The 18,496-nt window shown below is 61.7% G+C and carries 17 protein-coding genes and 1 pseudogene; 12 read left to right on the top strand and 6 right to left on the bottom strand.

Annotated elements, in window-relative coordinates; genetic code table 11:
- The first annotated feature begins 49 nt into the window (after positions 1–49).
- Positions 50–1,426 (top strand): MFS transporter, encoded by a 1,377-nt coding sequence (locus tag BMW76_RS22850; RefSeq protein WP_090869244.1) that lies wholly within the window; start codon positions 50–52, stop codon positions 1,424–1,426.
- Between the two features lie 48 nt (positions 1,427–1,474).
- Here BMW76_RS22850 and BMW76_RS22845 read toward each other — a convergent pair.
- Positions 1,475–2,428 (bottom strand): annotated as a pseudogene (locus BMW76_RS22845) (hypothetical protein); the annotation flags it as partial.
- A gap of 704 nt (positions 2,429–3,132) precedes the next feature.
- Between BMW76_RS22845 and BMW76_RS22835 the strand changes: the two are divergent.
- Positions 3,133–3,765, top strand: coding sequence for a hypothetical protein (locus BMW76_RS22835; protein ID WP_090869238.1), 633 nt, complete (start codon positions 3,133–3,135; stop codon positions 3,763–3,765).
- Between the two features lie 211 nt (positions 3,766–3,976).
- Here the strand turns inward: BMW76_RS22835 and BMW76_RS22830 are convergent, their stop codons facing one another.
- Complete coding sequence (locus BMW76_RS22830) at positions 3,977–4,234, bottom strand: hypothetical protein (RefSeq protein ID WP_090869236.1); 258 nt, start codon at positions 4,232–4,234, stop codon at positions 3,977–3,979.
- 331 nt (positions 4,235–4,565) lie between these two features.
- Here BMW76_RS22830 and BMW76_RS22825 point away from each other — a divergent pair, with 331 nt between their 5' ends.
- The 8 genes from BMW76_RS22825 (at position 4,566) to BMW76_RS22790 (ending at position 12,636) form a co-directional block, all read left to right on the top strand.
- Positions 4,566–5,246: a MarC family protein gene (locus tag BMW76_RS22825; RefSeq protein ID WP_090869234.1), complete on the top strand. Its 681-nt coding sequence runs from the start codon at positions 4,566–4,568 to the stop codon at positions 5,244–5,246.
- A gap of 120 nt (positions 5,247–5,366) precedes the next feature.
- On the top strand, positions 5,367–5,720 hold the full coding sequence (locus BMW76_RS22820) for a hypothetical protein (protein ID WP_245763337.1): 354 nt from the start codon (positions 5,367–5,369) through the stop codon (positions 5,718–5,720).
- A 448-nt stretch (positions 5,721–6,168) separates the two neighbouring features.
- On the top strand, positions 6,169–7,272 hold the full coding sequence (locus BMW76_RS22815; protein WP_090869232.1) for an AI-2E family transporter: 1,104 nt from the start codon (positions 6,169–6,171) through the stop codon (positions 7,270–7,272).
- Positions 7,273–7,297: 25 nt separating this feature from the next.
- Positions 7,298–8,869, top strand: a complete 1,572-nt coding sequence (locus BMW76_RS22810) for an efflux transporter outer membrane subunit (RefSeq protein ID WP_090869230.1) — start codon at positions 7,298–7,300, stop codon at positions 8,867–8,869.
- Positions 8,866–10,005, top strand: coding sequence for an HlyD family secretion protein (locus BMW76_RS22805; RefSeq protein WP_090869228.1), 1,140 nt, complete (start codon positions 8,866–8,868; stop codon positions 10,003–10,005). Before BMW76_RS22810 ends, BMW76_RS22805 begins: the two co-directional genes overlap by 4 nt.
- Before the next feature lie 8 nt (positions 10,006–10,013).
- Positions 10,014–11,027, top strand: coding sequence for a DUF2955 domain-containing protein (locus tag BMW76_RS22800; protein WP_090869226.1), 1,014 nt, complete (start codon positions 10,014–10,016; stop codon positions 11,025–11,027).
- Positions 11,028–11,131: 104 nt separating this feature from the next.
- A complete protein-coding gene (locus BMW76_RS22795) occupies positions 11,132–11,512 on the top strand; it encodes a potassium channel family protein (RefSeq protein WP_090869224.1) in 381 nt (126 codons plus the stop codon).
- Positions 11,513–11,691: 179 nt separating this feature from the next.
- Complete coding sequence (locus BMW76_RS22790; protein ID WP_090869222.1) at positions 11,692–12,636, top strand: hypothetical protein; 945 nt, start codon at positions 11,692–11,694, stop codon at positions 12,634–12,636.
- A 53-nt stretch (positions 12,637–12,689) separates the two neighbouring features.
- Here BMW76_RS22790 and BMW76_RS22785 read toward each other — a convergent pair whose 3' ends face one another.
- Positions 12,690–14,429 carry a SulP family inorganic anion transporter gene (locus BMW76_RS22785; protein ID WP_090869220.1) on the bottom strand — a complete coding sequence of 580 codons (1,740 nt, stop codon included), beginning with the start codon at positions 14,427–14,429 and terminating at the stop codon, positions 12,690–12,692.
- A 351-nt stretch (positions 14,430–14,780) separates the two neighbouring features.
- Between BMW76_RS22785 and BMW76_RS22780 the strand changes: the two genes are divergently transcribed.
- Positions 14,781–15,368: a hypothetical protein gene (locus BMW76_RS22780; RefSeq protein WP_090869218.1), complete on the top strand. Its 588-nt coding sequence runs from the start codon at positions 14,781–14,783 to the stop codon at positions 15,366–15,368.
- 129 nt (positions 15,369–15,497) lie between these two features.
- The gene (locus tag BMW76_RS22775) at positions 15,498–15,875 is read left to right on the top strand and encodes a hypothetical protein (protein ID WP_177200462.1); all 378 of its coding nucleotides are present in this window, start codon (positions 15,498–15,500) and stop codon (positions 15,873–15,875) included.
- Between the two features lie 158 nt (positions 15,876–16,033).
- On the opposite strand, the gene pstS is transcribed toward BMW76_RS22775, so the two are convergent.
- The 3 genes from pstS to BMW76_RS22760 form a co-directional block, all read right to left on the bottom strand.
- Complete coding sequence (gene pstS / locus BMW76_RS22770; protein ID WP_090869216.1) at positions 16,034–17,071, bottom strand: phosphate ABC transporter substrate-binding protein PstS; 1,038 nt, start codon at positions 17,069–17,071, stop codon at positions 16,034–16,036.
- Between the two features lie 62 nt (positions 17,072–17,133).
- A complete protein-coding gene (locus BMW76_RS22765) occupies positions 17,134–17,826 on the bottom strand; it encodes a CBS domain-containing protein (protein WP_090869215.1) in 693 nt (230 codons plus the stop codon).
- Positions 17,827–18,178: 352 nt separating this feature from the next.
- Positions 18,179–18,442, bottom strand: a complete 264-nt coding sequence (locus BMW76_RS22760) for a DUF4148 domain-containing protein (protein WP_090869213.1) — start codon at positions 18,440–18,442, stop codon at positions 18,179–18,181.
- Positions 18,443–18,496: the final 54 nt, after the last annotated feature.

Genomic DNA, 18,496 nt, shown 5'->3' with positions numbered 1-18,496 from the left:
GCGCGAACGGCATGGGACATTCCAGAACGAATGCATGAAGGAGACACAGATGGAACACGGACAACTTGCCGTCGGCGTGCGTACCCGCTGGTACGACGGACTGACGTCGATGCACTGGAAGGTGCTCAAGGCGAGCTTTCTCGGCTGGATCTTCGACGGCTACGAGGCGCTCGCGCTCGTCGTCGTGCTCGGGCCGATGCTGCATTCGGTGCTCACGGCAGAACAGGCGGCGTCGCAGACGGTGTATGCGGGCCTCGTGATCGGCATCACGCTGCTCGGCTGGGGCATCGGCGGACTGGTCGGCGGCATTCTTGCCGACTATGTCGGCCGCAAGCGGATGATGCTCTGGTCCGTGTTTCTCTATGCGCTGTTCTCGGGCATCACCGCGTTTTCGCAGACGGTCTGGACGCTGTGCGCGTTGCGCTTCCTGACGGGCCTCGCGATGGGCAGCGAATGGAGCACGGGCATCGCGCTGTTGTCGGAGACATGGCCTGAGCAGGCACGCGCGAAAGGCGCGGGCTTCCTGCAGTCAGGCTTCGGCTGGGGCACGCTGGCAGCGGCCGTGATCTGGTATGCGCTTGCGTCGACGCATCCGCTCGGCGCCGAATCGTGGCGGCTGATGTTCGTGCTAGGTGCGGTGCCTGCGTTCTTCGTGCTGTATATCCGGCGTGGCGTGAGCGAATCGGAGAAGTGGCAGCGCGCCGTCCGCGAAAAGCGATGGGCGGCCACGAGCACGGCTGGCACCAATGCATCCGCCACCCGGGACGCGGCCAGCGATGCGCCGCAAGCCGGCAAGCGTCCGTTCACGCTCGCGCAACTGTTCGCTGAGCGCGTGGCGCTGCGCCGCACGCTGATCCTGCTCGCGCTGTCGATCATCACGACGGTCGGCTGGTGGGCGATCTCCAGCTGGCTGCCGACCTATACGGTGGCCATCGCCAAGGCCCAGGGCATCCAGGACGCCGTGTCGTGGGGCTCGAAAGTGTCGATCGTCTATACCGTCGGCGCGATTGTCGCGTATATGCTCGCGGGCTTCATCGTCGATGCGATCGGGCGGCGCACGTTCCTGTCGCTGACGTTCGTGGGCTCGCTCGTGACCACGTTCATCACATACAAGCTGACGTCGAGCGTCGAAGCGATGATGGTGATCGCGCCCATCAACGGTTTCTTCACGCTGGGCTGCGCGTACGTATGGATGGCCATCTATCCTTGCGAGCTCTTCACGAGCTCGGTCCGTTCGACGGCGATCAGCTTCGTGTTCAACGCGGCGCGGCTGATCGCGTGGGTGTTCCCGATTATCGCGGGCAGCATGATCAAGTCGTTCGGCGGCGTGTCGCATGCGGCGCTCGCGCTCGGTTCCGTGTACGTGCTCGGTATCGTGCTGCCGTGGTTCCTGCCCGAGACGCGCGGCGTGGGGATGCCGGACTGACTGTGCGCTGCGAATCAGCGCGTACGCATAGCTCGCGGAGCGGCGCCATCAGCTGTCAGGGTGCCCCGCGATGAAGCTGGTGAATGCGTCATACGTCTGACTCAATATGGCACCGTCGATCATCAGGCCGAAGGTCGAGTCTCCGCTATCGAGTTCGTAGTACATCACCGACTGGATGTTTTCCGTCTTTCTGGCCGTGAAGTAGTTGGCAAACTGAGCACTGATATAGCTGGCCCGGTATGCCTCTGTCTTCTCGGGCCCCGTGTTCCACTCGGTAAGCAGGAACGGCACACCGTAGCGCGATTTGCAGTACGCCGGCAGATTGAAGCCCGGACCTGATCCATCGGAACCGATATTGAAGATGTTGCCGTTGACCTCGAAGTTGTGCCATGTGGTCATGTCCCATCGCACCGTCGGATGACCGCCTGTTCCATCCGGCTGCATGCCGTCCCACAAAGCGTCCGATGCGCCGATGTCGGCCACGCAGAAATTGATGCCGCAACTCGCGCCGGGTTGCACCGACTTCACGCCCTGGATCATTCCCCGCATCACACCGCGCATGATCGGCCAGTTGGTGTTGTTGAAATCCACGGCCTTCGTGCCGGCGTTGGTGGCATCGAGAATGATGTCGCCTGCCCGTGTCAGCTCATTGCCGCACTCGTACATCGTCACGCCATAAGGCGCAAGCGCGCCGGCGACCGTTGCTGCGCACGACTGCCCACGGTCGTACGCGATCGACTCGCTCGCGAACATTTTGCGGTTGCTGTCGTAAATGCTGAGATCGATGAGCACGAACAAGGTCAGTCCCGCCGACTGGAATGCCTGAGCGAGTTTCGCCACGGCGTTCAGTTGCGTCGGATCGTCTGTGCAGCCGAGCCGATACGTCGAGCAGCCGATGCTCCTGATGATCGATACGATCTGGGCAGGCGTGTAGCGGTAGTCGTAGTGTCCGTTGATACCGTAAAACGTGCCCGCAGTCGCAGCATTGACGACCCGTGGATTGTTCGTGACAGCGCTTGGGCCGGAACCGCTGCCCCCGCATCCGCCAAGAACATAGCTGCCGCCGAGCGCCGTCAGGCAGCCGAGAATCTGGCGTCTTTTGAGCATATAAGTTTTCCGCAGCCGGAGTGCCGGAAGCAACCGCGGAGATTCCTGACGGCCAACGACACGAGCCGCGCTTGCCGGTAAGTCTCACGATCAGTAATTAGTGCAATCGCCGCATTTGTCGGTCATTTTTTCGGCAAGAATATGACGGAATCGAGGGAGCGTTATAGGGAAAACGAAATAGGAGTACGGGTGGGGAATCTGCTTGAACACATGTGACAGGTAATCGCGACCGAATACGGTGAGTGCAATGGGCGGAGGCGGATAAAAACGCTCGGACCTTGTTAAGCGAAGTGGTTGTTCCGGCGTGAGTCCTCCTCGCCAACTGGTTGCCCCTGTGCATGGTATTGGACCAAGGTCCAATATCCGCTGCCGCACGACCGGCTTATTCTTGACCTCGCGTATGTTTGTTCGGAGATTCGCATGACGACGTCAAGGAATCTGCTGATAGCCATCGTCCGTGCGGCGGTCGGTTGGCCGTACGTTTCGGCCATGACCCGATTTCGGGCGATGTTGCAGGCAGAATGTTCCGTTCAGGGCCCGTTCCACACAGCGCGTATGCCGGGCAGGCGAAACACGGGCCGCGCACGGCGAAGCCGGCCATGAAACGGATGCCCGACTGGGACATCCTCCAGACTCGCGAAACGATCAGGCAGGCTGCCTATGATCTCGCTCGCAGCGGAGTTTGCGATGGATGGCAGGACGTATGGCGTGCGCTCCGCGCGCGCTTCACCGTCGATCAACTGACGACGATCTTCGAGAACCCTCTTTGCCGGCTCGATGTCGATCGGCGTTGCTATTGCGCGCGCAATCCCGGGAGGCACGACAGCGAACTGACAGACCGTTCGCCGGTGATCAGGCGAGACATGTGTGAAAAAAACGGGACGTTGATTCCTCGGGCTGTGGATCGTCAGCCTCAAAGGACGGGACGGCTGGCTGGGCAAATCAAGGCGCTGCTGGCGGATGGCAACGAGCGCACCGCCATGCAGATCGCGCAGCAACTGGGCTCGAGCCGCAACGAGGTGCTTGTCGCCGTCCGCGCGATGTTGGCCGATGGGGCGTTGCAGGTAACACGCCACGTTTCCGCGAGTCATCGTGGGCGAGGGGCACGCGTGTTTGCGTGCGCCGGTAAGGTCGCGAGGAAAAAGCATGAAGAACGCGGGTTGTACGCGCCATGGCCGCAGGCGGACCCGGTGGTGACGACAGCTATCGACGCTATTGCGCGCCACAGATGACGATGCTTGCTGTCGCCTGCTAACGGGGGACCAGAAAGAGGAGACCAGAAAGAGGGGACCAGAAAAAGCGGGATCAAAAAGGCGAGGGCGGTGCCTTGACGAGGATTGCCCGACTGGCTCGTCGTCGGGCCGCCTTGGTGCAGGCAAGCTGCCTGGGACACGTTCAGAATGGCGCGCGCCGTGATTTGCCCGCGTTGTCGCGGCTCGCTACTCAGTACTTGATATCGCGGGCAGCCTGGCGGCCATGCTGCTTGGTCTGTCGCTTGTCCTGTCGACATTGCGCATTGTTCTTCTGATCGGCGGCGCGGCAGTCCTGCTTCGTATGGCGGGCCCCCTGGCGAGTTTCCTGCCGGACGTCCCGGCCAGCACGACGTTGTTGCGCCTGCTCTGTAGCAGAGGAATGACCAGAAGACATCGCCAGGACTATCGCAGCGATCGCAACGGTGAACCCACGATTCCAGGTGAACATGATGCTCCCTCCGATATCCCGATGGCTTGCAGCGATAAAAGAGTACGGCTGGAGTATGGCTCCGACAGACGACGAGTCAAGTAAAACGGCGGCATTGCCGCACTCGCATGCTGTGTGCGGAAGGACGCCGGTGAAGTTGCTGGAGCATAGGTCACGCGCGGTCGGTTCGCCACAGCGGGCAGGTCGTCATGGAAGTCTGCCGATGCCTTGTCCGTGCGCGTTGCTGTCGAACGCGACGATCACGACCTTGACCGTCGTCACGCAGCGGGGAACGCGCAACAGGGCCACGTAGGCGTCGGGATCGCATACTTCGCGCAGGCCTGGAGGCAGAATGCTGAATCAGTTTGCCGAGACCTTTCTTCTCGTCGTCGCGGGTCTCTTTCCCGTCATCAATCCTCCGGCGGCGGGATTCATCGTGCTTAGCCTGGTCCCTCAAGCGACGCCGGCTGAGCGAGCCTATCTTGCCAAAAGCATCTCGATCAACAGTCTGGTCATCCTGTTTCTGTCGCTTTCGATTGGCGCGTACGTGTTGTCCTTCTTTGGCATATCGCTGCCGGCGTTGCGGGTGGCCGGCGGAATGGTGATTGCGTTTGCCGGATGGAAGCTGCTGCACGCGCCTACGGATGCGGATCGCGAGCCGGAACAGAAGACGGCGTCGGACGCGACTCGCGAGGCCTCGCTGCGCGCGAGGGCCTTTTATCCGCTGACGCTTCCGATCACCGTCGGCCCAGGATCGATTGCCGTCGCGATTGCACTGGGCACAGGCAGGCCACGCGGCGGCATCGCGTTGATTCACCTCGCCGGCGTGCTTATGGCCTTGGCCGTTCTATGGTGCAGCATCTACTTGTGCATCCGGTTCACAGCGAACATCGAGAAGCTGCTCGGACCCGTCGGCACTGAAGTCGCCGAGCGGCTCTTCGCGTTCGTACTCTTTTGCATCGGAATTCAGATCTTGTGGTTCGGCATCGATGATCTGCTCGAATCGGTGCCCCTGTGGGTGCGCCTCAAATGACATATGCGCTTCACGCGTCGCGGCGATCCCATGCAAGGCAATGAGCGGCGGCAGAAGGAGGAGATTTTTATGTCGTTACGGAAACTCGGGCTGCTGCTGTCGACGCATTGCTTGCACGTGATGTTCGCGGCGCTGCTGTTGTGTAGCATGGCGTCTGCAGAGGCGAGCAACCTAAATTTCCTCAAGGACACGCCGATGTCATACATTAAAAAGCGCGACATGGACTCAATCAAAAGTGCGCTGGTCGAAGTGCTCAACACAAAGAATGACGGCGAGACGACTCGATGGATAAACGAAGGCACGGGGAATAGCGTAAAGATCGATGCGGCGATGACACCAGAGAGCACGAGCCACGAAGGCGAAAAGACCTGCCGTCGTGTTTCCGTCGTTCTATCCGCGAAAGGGCAGTCGATGATTCTCCGCCCTAACTTTTGCGGCACAGGCAAAACGGATTGGTCATTGCAGCAGCGTTGAATTTTCGGGTCCGTTAAATAACATGAGTAAGCGTGAGCAAATGATCTGGTAATCCCGCACGCTGCCGGGTCGATTGCCTTGTCTGCTCCAGGCGGGATCGAGATCATTGCAGGCTTTGCAGATATTTGCGTTCGTGTTTCGCCAGGATGAAGTTTCCCGTTTCGCCAGGGTTCCGCCAGCAGGTACGGATTTGCAGATGCCGGCCAGCCTGGCGGCGCGGTTGACTTCCCTCGTTCCTGAATCGACAGGGACGAAACTGATTCGTTAAAACGGCGGCTGCGCGGCAAGTATGTTGAGCGCATGCCAGTAGACGGCACGTCGGGACGGCTTCGTCCGTTTTGACGAACTTCTGCCAGCGGGTCGCGCGCACGATAGCGTCCTGTCCAGGCAGGCCCTGGCTCGCCAGGGCAGCGACAACTGTTTGCGGCAGCCTGTGAGGAGACACGTGATGATGCTCACGCCGATTACCCAACGGACGATATCGAGAGAATTGCTCGATGTCCTGATTCGCGCCGGACTGATCGCTGTTCTGGCCGTGTTCTGTTTCAGGATCTTCGTCCCGTTTCTCGACCTGATGGTTTGGGCGCTGATCCTCGCGATCACACTGTATCCGCTTCAGGTGAAGCTTCGCAGTCCGCTGGCCGGCAAGGACGGCCTGATTGCCACGCTGATCATTCTCGTCGCGTTTGCGGTCATTCTGGTGCCGACCTATCTGCTGGGCGTCGCGGTGGCCAGTTCGATCGAGCGCTCGATGGCCGTTTTCAGGAGCGGCAATCTTCAGATTCCGCCGCCTGCCGAATCCGTCGCTGCGTGGCCGATAGTGGGCCAGCGGGTGTACGACTTCTGGGCGCAGGCCTCGACCGACATGACCGGTCTTGCACAAAAGTTTGCGCCGCAACTGAAGGAAGCTGGCCTCGCGCTACTGGGCACGGTCACGGGTCTTGGCGCAGGGCTGCTCGTCTTCTTCTTCGCGCTGATCGTCGCGGGCATTTTCATGGCTCACGGCGAGAAGGGCTATCAAAGTGCAGTGCAGATCGCGTCGCGCATCTCGGGACCCGAGAACGGCCGGCAGATCGCCGATCTGTGCACAGCCACCATCCGGGCCGTAGCCCAGGGCGTGGTCGGGATCGCGTTTATCCAGATGCTGCTGATCGGCATCGCGTTCATCGTCATGGGCATTCCGGGCGCGGGTCTGCTCGCGCTCGCCGTGCTGCTGATCGGCATCATGCAGTTGCCCGCGACATTGATCACGATTCCCGTCATCGTCTTCGTGATCGTGACGGAAGGCGTAAGCACCGCGACGATCATTTTCTCCGTCTATGTTTTCGTCGCGGGTCTCGCCGACAACGTGCTGAAGCCATTGCTGCTCGGGCGTGGTGTCGCGGTGCCGATGCCCGTCGTGCTGATCGGCGCGCTCGGCGGCATGGTGACGGGCGGGGTGATCGGGCTCTTCATCGGTCCCGTAATGCTGGCAGTGGCCTACCAGTTGTTCTGGCGTTGGGTGAGAGAGCAGCCGGAACGCGAGCCGTGGCAAAAGCAGAAACAGCCCTGAAAGATGCTGCGGAGATGGCGTCATCATGTTGCCCTCGATTCGTCGATACGGGACGGTACCGCTGCTCCGTCCAGGCGGCTTCATCGTATGCCTCGCCGGGTTGCTGACGGGCTGCATGCGCGTGGGACCCGACTTTCATCCGCAACATGAGGCATGGAGCGAGCACTGGAGCAGCGCGTCGATAGAACAGGTCACGCAGCAGGCGGCGCAGCCCGACGTGCGGCAGTGGTGGCAGGTATTCGGTGACGCGAATCTCGAACATCTGATTGCCGAAGCCGATGCCGGCAATGGCGATCTGAAGATCGCGGGCCTGCGCGTACTCGAAGCACGCGCCCAGCTCGGCATCGCGCTCGCAGGGCGCTACCCTCAGGTGCAACAGGCGAGTGCCGACGTCCTTGCCTCGGCGCGCAAGCGCTCGGATGGATTCAATACCCGCTCGGGCGTCTATTTGCAGTACGGCGCGGGCTTTACCCTCGGATGGGAGCTCGATTTCTGGGGGCGTTTCGCCCGCGCCATCGAGTCGGCCGACGCCGCGTTCTTCGCCGCGCAGGCCAACCGCGATGCGGCGCTGGTGCTATTGCACGCGCAGGTCGCCGATACCTATTTCGTGCTGCGCACGGCTGAGGCGCGTCTGCGCATCGCGCGGGAAAACGCGCAGTTGCAAAAGCGCAGCTACGACATCACGCAGAAGCTCTTCAAGGCCGGCGAGACGGACGAACTCGATCTCCAGCAGGCGAGAACTCAGTACTTGGGCACGCTGAGCAGCATCCCCGATCTCGAAAGCCAGATCGTGCTCGCGCGCCACGCGCTGTCCGTGCTGATGGGCCGGCCACCGGGCCCGCTCCCCGAGCTGAACGTGCAATCCGGAAAAGAAGGCGTGGTGCCGCTCGTGGATCGCGCCATACTGCAGGGTGTTCCCGCCGATCTGCTATTGCGCCGTCCGGACGTGCGCGCCGCCGAGTATCAAATGGCAGCGCAGTCGGCACTCATCGGCGTCGCCAAGGCCGATCTCTATCCGTCCGTTTCGTTGCTGGGCTCGCTCGTCTGGAGCGCGAGTTCGCTGACCGGCTCGCCGAACACGCTGGCCTTTGCCGCCGGCCCGAGCGTGACATGGAACGTGTTCGATCATGGAAGGATCACGAACAACGTGCGCGTGCAGGATGCCCGGTTGCAGCAGCTGATCGTCGCTTACCAGAACACCGTGCGCGAGGCGGCGCGCGAGGCCGACGATGCCGCCACCGCGCTGGGCGCCGCGTTGCAGCGGGACTCGATCCTGAACGACGCACAAGCGGCCGCGCGGCGCTCGCTCACGCTCGCCAACACGGTCTACCGCGAAGGGTATTCGGACTTCCAGCGCGTGCTCGATGCGCAGCGCGCGCTCTTCGCACAACAGGACGCGTACATCGTCAACCGCAGCAATGCGGTAGGCAGTCTGGTCGCGCTATACAAGGCGCTCGGCGGCGGCTGGACCAGCCAGCAGCCGCTCGTCGATGCCGCGACGCGCGAGCAGATGCAGCAACGCACCGACTGGGGCGACATGCTGAACGAAACGGCCGCGCCAGCGGCGACGGCTCCATCCGAAGGTATGTCGCCATGAGCGAAACGACCGAGACCTCCCGATCCACGACGGCGCCGTCGCCGGGCCCGCCGCCAGCGCCTCCCGCCGATCCGTCGCGCAAGGCGGTGAAGTGGATCGTCGGGCTGATCGTGGTGAGCCTGATCTGGTATCTGCTCGCCGACCGTTTTACGCCCTACACGCAGCAGGCGCGCGTGCAGGCCTTCGTCGTCCCTGTCGCCGCGGAAGTATCGGGACGGGTGACGCGCGTGTTCGTGCACGACAACCAGGAGGTCAACGCGGGCGACGTGCTCTTCGAAATCGATGGCGATCAATACCGCATCGCAGCCGATCGCGCGCGGGCCGACCTCGAAACGACACGACGCCAGGTCGGGGCGAGCACGGCCGGCATCGATTCGGCGCTCGCGTCGCTTCGCGCAGCGATCGCGAACGAGGTGAAGGCCCGGCAGGACAGCGAGCGGCTCGAAAGGCTGTATCGCGAGGACGAGGGAACAGTTTCGCTGCGGCGGCTCGAAGTGGCGCGAGCGACGCATGAGCAGGCACAGAGCCAGGTTGCGGCGGCGCGCGCCGAAGTCGAGCGCGCACGCGAGCAGCAGGGTGGCGAGGAGGCCGCAAACGCGCAGTTGCGCAGCGCGGCCGCCGCGCTGGAGAAAAGCGAACTCGATCTGGCCAATACGCGCATCAAGGCGCGCACGGGAGGCGTTATCACCGATCTCAGCACCGAGGTCGGCCAGTTCGCGTCGGCAGGCAAGCCGGTGATGACGCTGATCGCGATTCGCGATGTGTGGGTCAGCGCTGAGATGACCGAGAACAACCTGGGTCATCTGAAGCCGGGCACACCCGTCGCGATTGCGCTGGACGCATTGCCGGGCGAAGTCTTCGAAGGCCGCGTCCGCAGTATCGGCTATGGCGTGAGCGTGGGCCAGGATACGCCGCCCGGCAGTCTGCCCACCGTGCAGAATAGCCGTGACTGGTTGCGTCCCGCTCAGCGCTTCCCCGTGATCGTCGAGTTCGATCGCGACGAGCGCGCGCGTCTGCACGACATTCGCGTCGGCGGACAGGCCGAGGTCATGGCGTTTCCCAGTCAGGGCAATCCGCTCAATCCGCTAGGCCGCGTGTTTCTGCGTGTGATGAGCTGGGTCTCCTATCTCTACTGATGGCGGCTATGGAAAACACGCTCCTGCTTCCCGGTCGACGCGCGCTCCGCCTGGCTATCGGGACGGCGCTATGTCTCGCGCTCAGTTTCGCGCTGGACCTGTCGATTCCCGTCGTCGCCCCTGTGTTTGCCGTCTATCTGCTTGCGACGCGAAACCGGCCACTGCCGTTGAAGGCCGGCGTGGTTCTCGCGCTTGTCGTTGCATTGACGACGGGCAGCGGCCTTCTCCTCGTTCCGTTGCTTCGTTACTACGCGTTCGCTGGCGTGGCGCTCATTGGCCTCATGCTCTTCCTCGCCTTTCGCTACGGACTGCGCGGCGGCAACAATCTCGTCGCGACATTTCTGGTGGCCGGACTGACGATGATCTCCGCAGCCGGCACGGCAGACTTCGAACTGGCGATGACGGTCGTCGGCGCATTGGTGAAGGGGCTGCTGCTCGCCGTGCTGGTGTCCGCCCTGATGCACGGGCTCGTTCCCGAACCCGTGAGCGCGCGGGCACAGCCTGCCCCGCGTGCCATGTCCGACGATCAGACCGCGTACATTGCGCTTCGTGCCGCGCTCGTGGTGATGCCGGCATATCTGCTCGCCATGACCGATCCGGCGGGCTACATGCCGATCATCATGAAGTCCGTCAGCCTCGGAAGACAAAGCTGCACGACGACGGCCCGCAGTGCGGCGCGCGATCTGATCGGCTCCACGCTGCTCGGCGGCCTGCTCGCCATTGCGTTCTGGTTTTCACTCAGGCTCTTTGTAGATCTATGGATGTTCTTTCTGTGGATGCTGCTTTTCGGCCTGCTGGTGGGACGCAAGCTTCACGGCCTTAGCCAGACGCGCTACTCGCCGGGTTTCTGGCTGAACAGCCTTGTCACGATGATCATTTTGTTGGGGCAGTCGGTGCAGGACAGCGTTGCGGGGAAGGACGTGTACACCGCTTTCGCGGTGCGCATGGGGCTCTTTCTGGCTGTAACGGTCTACGCGTGTTTCATGCTTCTGCTTTTCGAGCAGCGCCGCGGGGTGGGATGAGTTGTGTTCAGTCCAGTCGTTTGCCGGCCAGCCAAATCCGGTTGGGCGCTTTCCCCAAGATGACTGGCCGGCATCGGCCCATCGTGTACTGAGAGGAGCCTGCAATGGAAAATGCGACAAGGGATACCGTCGTCCGCCTGCGTGCTCGTGAGATTCTGCGAGAAATGGGCAGGACCCTCTGGTACCTTCGCGCGATTCTGGCTGGCCTACTGGTCCTGTTCGTTTTGCTGACGCTCGGCATGTACCACTGGGGCGGCCCTGTAGAGACGTTGAACCGCACGCCCTCGCCGATGGATGAAACCGTGTACTTCTGCGCGATTACAGCGCTGACAATCGGGTACGGTGATGTCGTGCCCACTTCGATGTTTGGCCGGATCGATGCCGTATTGCTCGGGCTGATCGGCGTAGTGTTCACGGGGCTGATCGTTGCGGCGGCCGTCCGCGGGGTGCAGGAAGCCGCGCGCCTGTCGGGCGCGGAGCATTAGCCTGATAGAAAGCGGGAACAGTCGACGTGAAAATGCATGGAAGCAATCAGACGCAGCAAATCGACGGAGCACATATGCAGGCGCACACCAACAGATGGGCGTGCGGTCGACTCGACGGTCCGCAAGCTCGCATGAAAACGGGCGCTGTCCGGTGGAAATGGCCACGTTGCGCGCGATGGATGATCGGCGCGTATCTGCTCATCGCGCTGTTTTCCTCGCAGTCACATGCCCAGGGGACACCGAATCAACTGTCGAGCAGCACTGTGATAGGCGGTAACGTGAAGCAGCACGCCGACGCCGTGCTCGCCGTCATGACGTACACGACGGTGCCCGATGTCACGACCAGTTCGCTGTCGATCAATAGCGGCACCACGGGTAATCCCGGCTTTGGCCAGTCGCAACTCGGAGGCGGATTCACGCTCAGCCGATCTTTTCCGTTATATATGGAAGGAACAATCGCCTACAGCCGCTACGACCCGACGTTCGTCGCCACGGACGGCGCGGAGCAGCGCGCGGTGCCGACAAAATGGAATACCTTCAGCGGCACGGTGGGCCTCGGCTGGGATTTCCGGATCACCGATGAACTCGTGTTCCGTCCTATCCTGAACGGTACGCTTGGACGCGTGTCGAGCGATCTGAGGGTCGGACAGTCGATCTTCAACCGCGTCACCGACTCCAACCTTCAGTTTCTCAAGAACGGATACCTGGACGCATACGGCTATGGCGGCTCGCTGATGCTCGATTACGAGCACTACCGCGAGAACTACGAAATCGATGCCGAACTGCGGGCTACCGATATCTATCTGCGCAGCTTTGGCGGCTCCGACGCCGTTCAGGGTTCGGCGATGGCGCAGCAACTGAGCTTGTGGACGCGCTGGCGCGCGCCGACCGGCTGGCATGCGCTGGACCGGCCCGTCCGCTACGTGCTGGAGCTTGCGTACTCGCATTACTTCGGCGATAGCGCGGGTGTGCTGGGCTTTAACGATCTGACGTCGCTGGGCGTCGGACTGGAACTCGACAGCAGCAAGTATCCGATCGTGATCACTCGCACGCGCGCGCTCGTCAGATATGTGTTCGGACACAATGTGCACGGCGTGTCGTTCGGGCTGGCGGTGAGCTTCTGATTCCCCGGAACCGTCGGCGGTTCGTCACACGGAAGCAGCCGGTCGACCAATGATCATGGCCGCTGTCCATCGGTTCCAACGTAGTCATCCACTGCGCTGCCTAAGGTAGGATGGAATCGTTCATCGCCGAGAACGTCGAGCAGTTCGAAACGTTTGAGCTTGTCGCGCACGGGGTCTTTCATTTCGGCGAAGTGCAATGCGATTCCGCGCTCGCCCAGAATTTGCGTCAGCGCACGCAACATGTCGGCAGAGGTCACGTCGACACTGGTCACGGGTTCGGCGGCCACCACGACCCTGCGCACGGGCGTCGGCGATTCGTCTACCGCTTCGATCAGGCGTTCCTGAAAGAGCTCTGCATTCGCGAAGAACAACGGTGCATCCCAGCGGAACAGCAGCAGTCCCGGAAGCTGCGTAGCATGCGGATAGCGCTTGATGTCATGGTAGCCGCGCAAATCCTCGACGCGGCCGAGAACGGCGAAATGAGGCCGCCACCCGTCCCATAGAAATTCGATGACCGCGATCACCACCGCGATGCAAATGCCGGGAATCGCGCCGAAAACCGCGACTCCGGCAAAGCAGACGACGGAAAGCCAGAACTCCCATTGCTGAATGCGATAGATGCGCTTGAGGTCCGCAAATTCGAAGAGTCCGAGTGCTGCGGCAATGACGACGGCGGCCAGCGCGCTATTGGGCAGATAGCGCATCAGATTCGGCGCCACCATCAGAAGGAACGCTACGGCCACCGCGCCGACAACGCCCGTCAATTGCGTCCGAGCACCCGCCGCCTCTGCCACGGGCGTTCGCGACGAGCTGCTGCTGATCGGGAAACCCTGAAAGAAGCCGGCCGCCAGATTGGCCGCCCCGAGCCCCACCATTTCCTGGTTCGGATCGACGCGAGTGTGAAACCGCGCCGCGAAGGTGCGTGACAGCACGCTTGTATCCGCAAACGAAATCAGCGCGACCGCACAGCCGCCAAGCGCTATCCTGACGAGATCGGCATTGCTCGCCCACGGCAACGCGAATGACGGCAGGCCTTGCGGAATCTTGCCGAGTACTTTCACGCCGGCGCTGTCGAGGTCGAATACGGTGACGCTCAGCGTCGCCAGAACGACCGCGATCAGAATGCCCGGAACCTTCTCGAAGCGCTTTAGCGCGAGGATCAGCACAAGGCTTCCCGCGCCCACGGCGAAGCTGTACCAGTTGGCTTTGCCCGCGGCGATCGCGTTGCCGAGCGTCAGAAGATCGCGCAGCGGACCTTGATCGTCGAAGGAAATGGCAAAGAGCTTCGGCAACTGGCTGATCAGCACGGTCAACGCAATGCCGTTCATATAGCCGTATCGAATCGGCTTGGACAACAGTTCGGTGATGAAGCCGAGCCGCAACAGCCCCATCACGATACAGAACAGGCCGGAGACGACGGCCATCATGCTGGCCACCGCGATCGCGCGCGACGGATCGCTGCCCGCGACCGATATGACGACGGCAAGAATCGGTGCGGCCAGTGCGGAGTCCGGACCCAGGACGAGGATTCTGCTGGGCCCCCAAATGGCGTACGCAAGCAACGGAACGATCGTCGCGTAGAGGCCGTAGACGCCTGGCACGCCGGACGCCTCGGCATAAGCAATGCCGACGGGCACCAGCATGGTGGTCAATACGAGCCCGGCTGTCACATCGCTGGCCAGCCAGCTCGCCTGATACTCTTTCAGCGTCGTCAGGCCTGGCAGCCAGCGCAACCATCCTGGCGCTCTGGCCGCAACTTGCCCGGCTTCGGGAATGGGATGATCGGATTGCATGTGTCGATGCTCGTGATTGAAAGAGCCACTAACCGGATAGCGGACGCAATGCCGTTTCAAAAGAAGAATAGTCCAGTCACGCCAACGGCAATAGGTGAGCCGGGCTGCCCATCCAGGAAGAATGCGCGTTCCGGATGTCCGCAGTCCATAAGACCAAAGTCCAATACCGTCGATCAGACGTAGCGCCTAGACTGAATGCGCGCACACTGGCCACGCAGCGTCGAGCGGGTGTGCGCACATGAGCCATGCTGGATTCCTCAATTCAATCGCCATTGACCGTGGTCCGCACGTCTTCGCCCGTAGAACTTGTTCAGCGAATCGGACTACTGGCTAATTGCCGGGAGCGCAGAAATGAAAGCGAGTCACGTTTTTCTTGCGATGGCTGTCGTAATGACGGCGTGCCCGGCACTTGCCCAACCGCAAACCTCAGTGGACGTCACGAAAGGGGCGGGAAGCGCGACGGTTGTCGGAACGTCGAAGGTGACGGCCACGGTCGTCGCAATCGAGCCGGCTACGCGGACGGTCACGCTCAAGGACAAGAAAGGCAAGGTGATCCAGCTGGAGGTGGGAGAAGAGGCGCGCAATTTCGATCAACTGAAGGTCGGAGATATCGTCACGACCGAATACAGGGAAGCGATGTCGCTGAGCCTCTCGAAAACCAACGGTCCGCGTTCAGCGACGCAACGCCTGATTGAAGAGCGCGCGGCTCCCGGAGCCAAGCCAGGCGGCACGATCGGCCGGGAGGTCACCGTGATGGCGGATGTCGTCTCCGTCGATACAAAGGCGAAGACGGTCACGTTGAAGGGGCCGCAAGGCAATCTGGTCGACGTGCACGTGGAGGACCCGGAGCAGATGAAGAACGTCCACAAGGGCGATCAGGTGGAGATCGTCTACACGGAAGCCGTCGCGATCACGGTCACGCCCGGTGCCACGCAGTAAAAGCTGAACATCACGTATAGAGTGCGAGCGCTGGCAGCCGATGGTGCTCGGGGATGTCGTGTTCGATCCAGGTGAACAGCGATGATTCTTCGCGAAACAAGCCGGCTTCACGCAGGCATGGAGAAGGTTATGCGCGGCAAGCCCGGACCCGGCGGCGTCATCTTCAGGTGTCTGTTGCTGACGGGTGTTGTCGGCTCGCTGCTGGCACTGACGGGATGTCCCTATTATGCTGTGCCGCCGCCCGGCACCGTCATCACAACGCCGGCGAGCTTTGACCGCTCGTTCGCTGCGGCATCGGGCGCAATGCACGACGAGGGTTTGTCGATTACTGTGCAGGACCCCGCGAGCGGCACGATCGTCGGTGGACTCGACGGTGCTACTGTGACCTCGAGCGTACGACAGCAAGCCGATGGAAGCGTCGTCGTGCAGTTCAATTCGAAGGACGCGCGCGACCCTTCACTGCTCGATCGCATCTCGCGCAGCTATGACAGACGGATGGGACGGTGAGTGCATCGTCGGGCGGATATTGCCCCGAACCGTCCCATGCAATCGGACACTGCACACGTCACGGATTCGTATGATGCAAGCAACGCCCGATATCGCTTCATGTCCTCCTCATCTTAAGGACGCCCGATGGGTGGCGAGTACATTTCCGCGGTTTCGAATCATTGGCCCGCGAGCCGCTTGCCCGCCACGTTTTCGCCCGCGGTTGCGGGCCATTGCGCACGGATTTTCGCGAGGACCAACTCCGGAAGCTGTATGTAGTCCAGGGTATCGACCGTCTGTCCCCCGTGGTTGAATGCCCAATCGAAGAACTTCAACGTTGCTCCGTCGTGGCCCGGCTTGTCGGGCGTTTGATGCAGCAGCACGTAGGTGGCTCCCATCACCGGCCATGCATCCTTGCCCGGCTGGTTCGTCAGTAACTGATAGAGCGAACCGGACCAGTCGGCGCTGGCCACCGCTGCCTTGAACGTCGCGACGCCGGGCTGAACGACGTTGCCCGCAGCGTTGGTCATGGCCGTGTACGTCAAGTGATTCTGTTTCGTGAAGTCCCACGCGACATAGCCTATCGCGCCGGGCAAATACCCGACATAGGTGGCAACGCCTTCGTTTCCATTGCCGCCGATGCCGAGCGGCCAGCGCACGCTAGTGCCTTCTCCGACCCTGCGCTTCCATTCGGCGCTGACTTGCGCAAGATAGTGCGTCCAGATGAGCGTCGTGCCTGAGCCGTCCTGGCGGCGCACGACGGCAATCGGGTAGTTGGGCATCTTGATCTTCGGGTTCAGCCGCACGATCGCGGGGTCATCCCAATACAGGATCTTGCCGAGAAAGATATCGGCGAGTACCTGCCCCGTCAGGATGACCTCGCCCGCTTTAAGACCCGGCAGGTTCACGACGGGCACCACGCCGCCGATCGCCGTTGGAAATTGCCGCAACCCGTTCTTGGCCAATTGATCGTCGGTCAGCGGTGCGTCCGATCCGGCAAAGTCGACTTCGTGGGCGATGACCTGCTTGAGTCCATTCGACGAGCCCGTGCCGCGATAGATCACCTTGCTTCCGCCTGACTTCTGATAATCGGTGGCCCACCTGGTATAGAGAGGTGCGGCGAACGTACTGCCGGCTCCCGTAATGTCGGCGGAATAGGCCGCGGCTGCAAAAAGGCCGCAAAGCAGACCGGCCATCAAGGTGCGCAATGTTCTCATGAATGGGCTCCGGGTTGATCTTGTCGCGGGACTTGCTCCAGGCGATGTCGTTTGCGTGCGCACTACAGCGTTGGAATCACGCTCGGAAACTCCAGGTGGTACTCGACGCGCTTGACGCCGGGCACGCACTCGGCCGCAATGTGGATCGCGCGCTTTTCCTCTTCGGATTCGATGACGCCCCACAGGTGTGCAACACCGTCCTTGACGAGCACGCCCTGTTTCGGCAGCCTCCAGCGCTGCCCGCGCATCGCCCGAACGATCGCCTCGCGCAGGCTCGCATCGTCGTATGAAATAGCGTCAGCGGCCGGCACGACGCTCGCCAGTGCGCGGATCAGATTCGAGCGGCTCACGATTCCGACCAGCTTGCCGTCTTTGAGAACAGGCACGCGTTTGAGGTGCCGACGCTCCATCAGGTCCGCAATCTCTGCGAGCGGCATGTCATCCGAAATCGAAATCACCTGATTGCACATCACGTCGCCGACGACGTGACCGTGCTCCTTCACGTACCTTGCGGCCTGCTCGCGCGGCGATGACAACAGGAATTCGAGCCACCACCGACGCCTTCCGTGGCCCGTGCCGTTCTCTACACGATGCAACAGGTCCCCCTGGCTGACGATGCCGACGACCTTTCCATTCTCGTCGACGACAGGCATGCCGCTGATGTGGTTGTCGACGAACAGTCTTGCAGCATCGTGGATCGTCATGTCTGGTGTGGCGGTAACGACGGATGTAGTCATGATGTCGAGTGCGCGCATGATCGTTCCTTCAGCGTGTCGCGTCGGGTCCCCATTTGCTGCACCCGTCGCATGATTCCGGCAGACGCACCGGCAGAGAATCGCCCGGTGCTGAGGCGCCTTGGTTCAATGAGCTAATGTGATATCGGGCCGGGACTGCCTGTTGTGAAAGCCGCTGTGAGCCGAAATCTTCGTACCGTTAGTCGGATGCGATCGCGAAACGTCGAGTGTCATCGCGCCATTGGAGAACGATCAACACGGATATCGATTTCAGTCCGGCTTTGGTTGCGCATTCAGGATGGCCAGACATGTCGAGCCGCGCCCGGAAGTCGCCGGCTTCAAACGGGCGCCGCGCGGTTCTTGCAATCAGGCGTCAGTTTCCACCGTATGACTCGTTTATCCGATTTAGCGTCCCATCCTTCTCGGCGCGGATCAGTTCCTGATAGACCTGGGCGCGCGTCTTGCCGACACTCGCTCCGCTGGTGGTCGCGCCTGCCGTCATTCCGCCGACGGAGTCGGTGGTCATCGCGGTATTGCTTTCGGAAACAGTACTCGAAGTACTCGCGTCACTGGCGGCATAGACCTGCATCGCAGACAGTGACAATGCTGCGACGGGAATCAAAATCATGGCTTTCATCGCATTCTCCAGCATGGTGCATTGACATTGCCGACGCAGCACGCCGGCATCGTC

Origin of the sequence: Paraburkholderia diazotrophica (genome assembly GCF_900108945.1) — a bacterium.
Classification (GTDB): domain Bacteria; phylum Pseudomonadota; class Gammaproteobacteria; order Burkholderiales; family Burkholderiaceae; genus Paraburkholderia; species Paraburkholderia diazotrophica.
The sequence above is the reverse complement of the archived record's forward strand: the minus strand, read 5'-3'. Positions and strand labels throughout refer to the sequence as shown.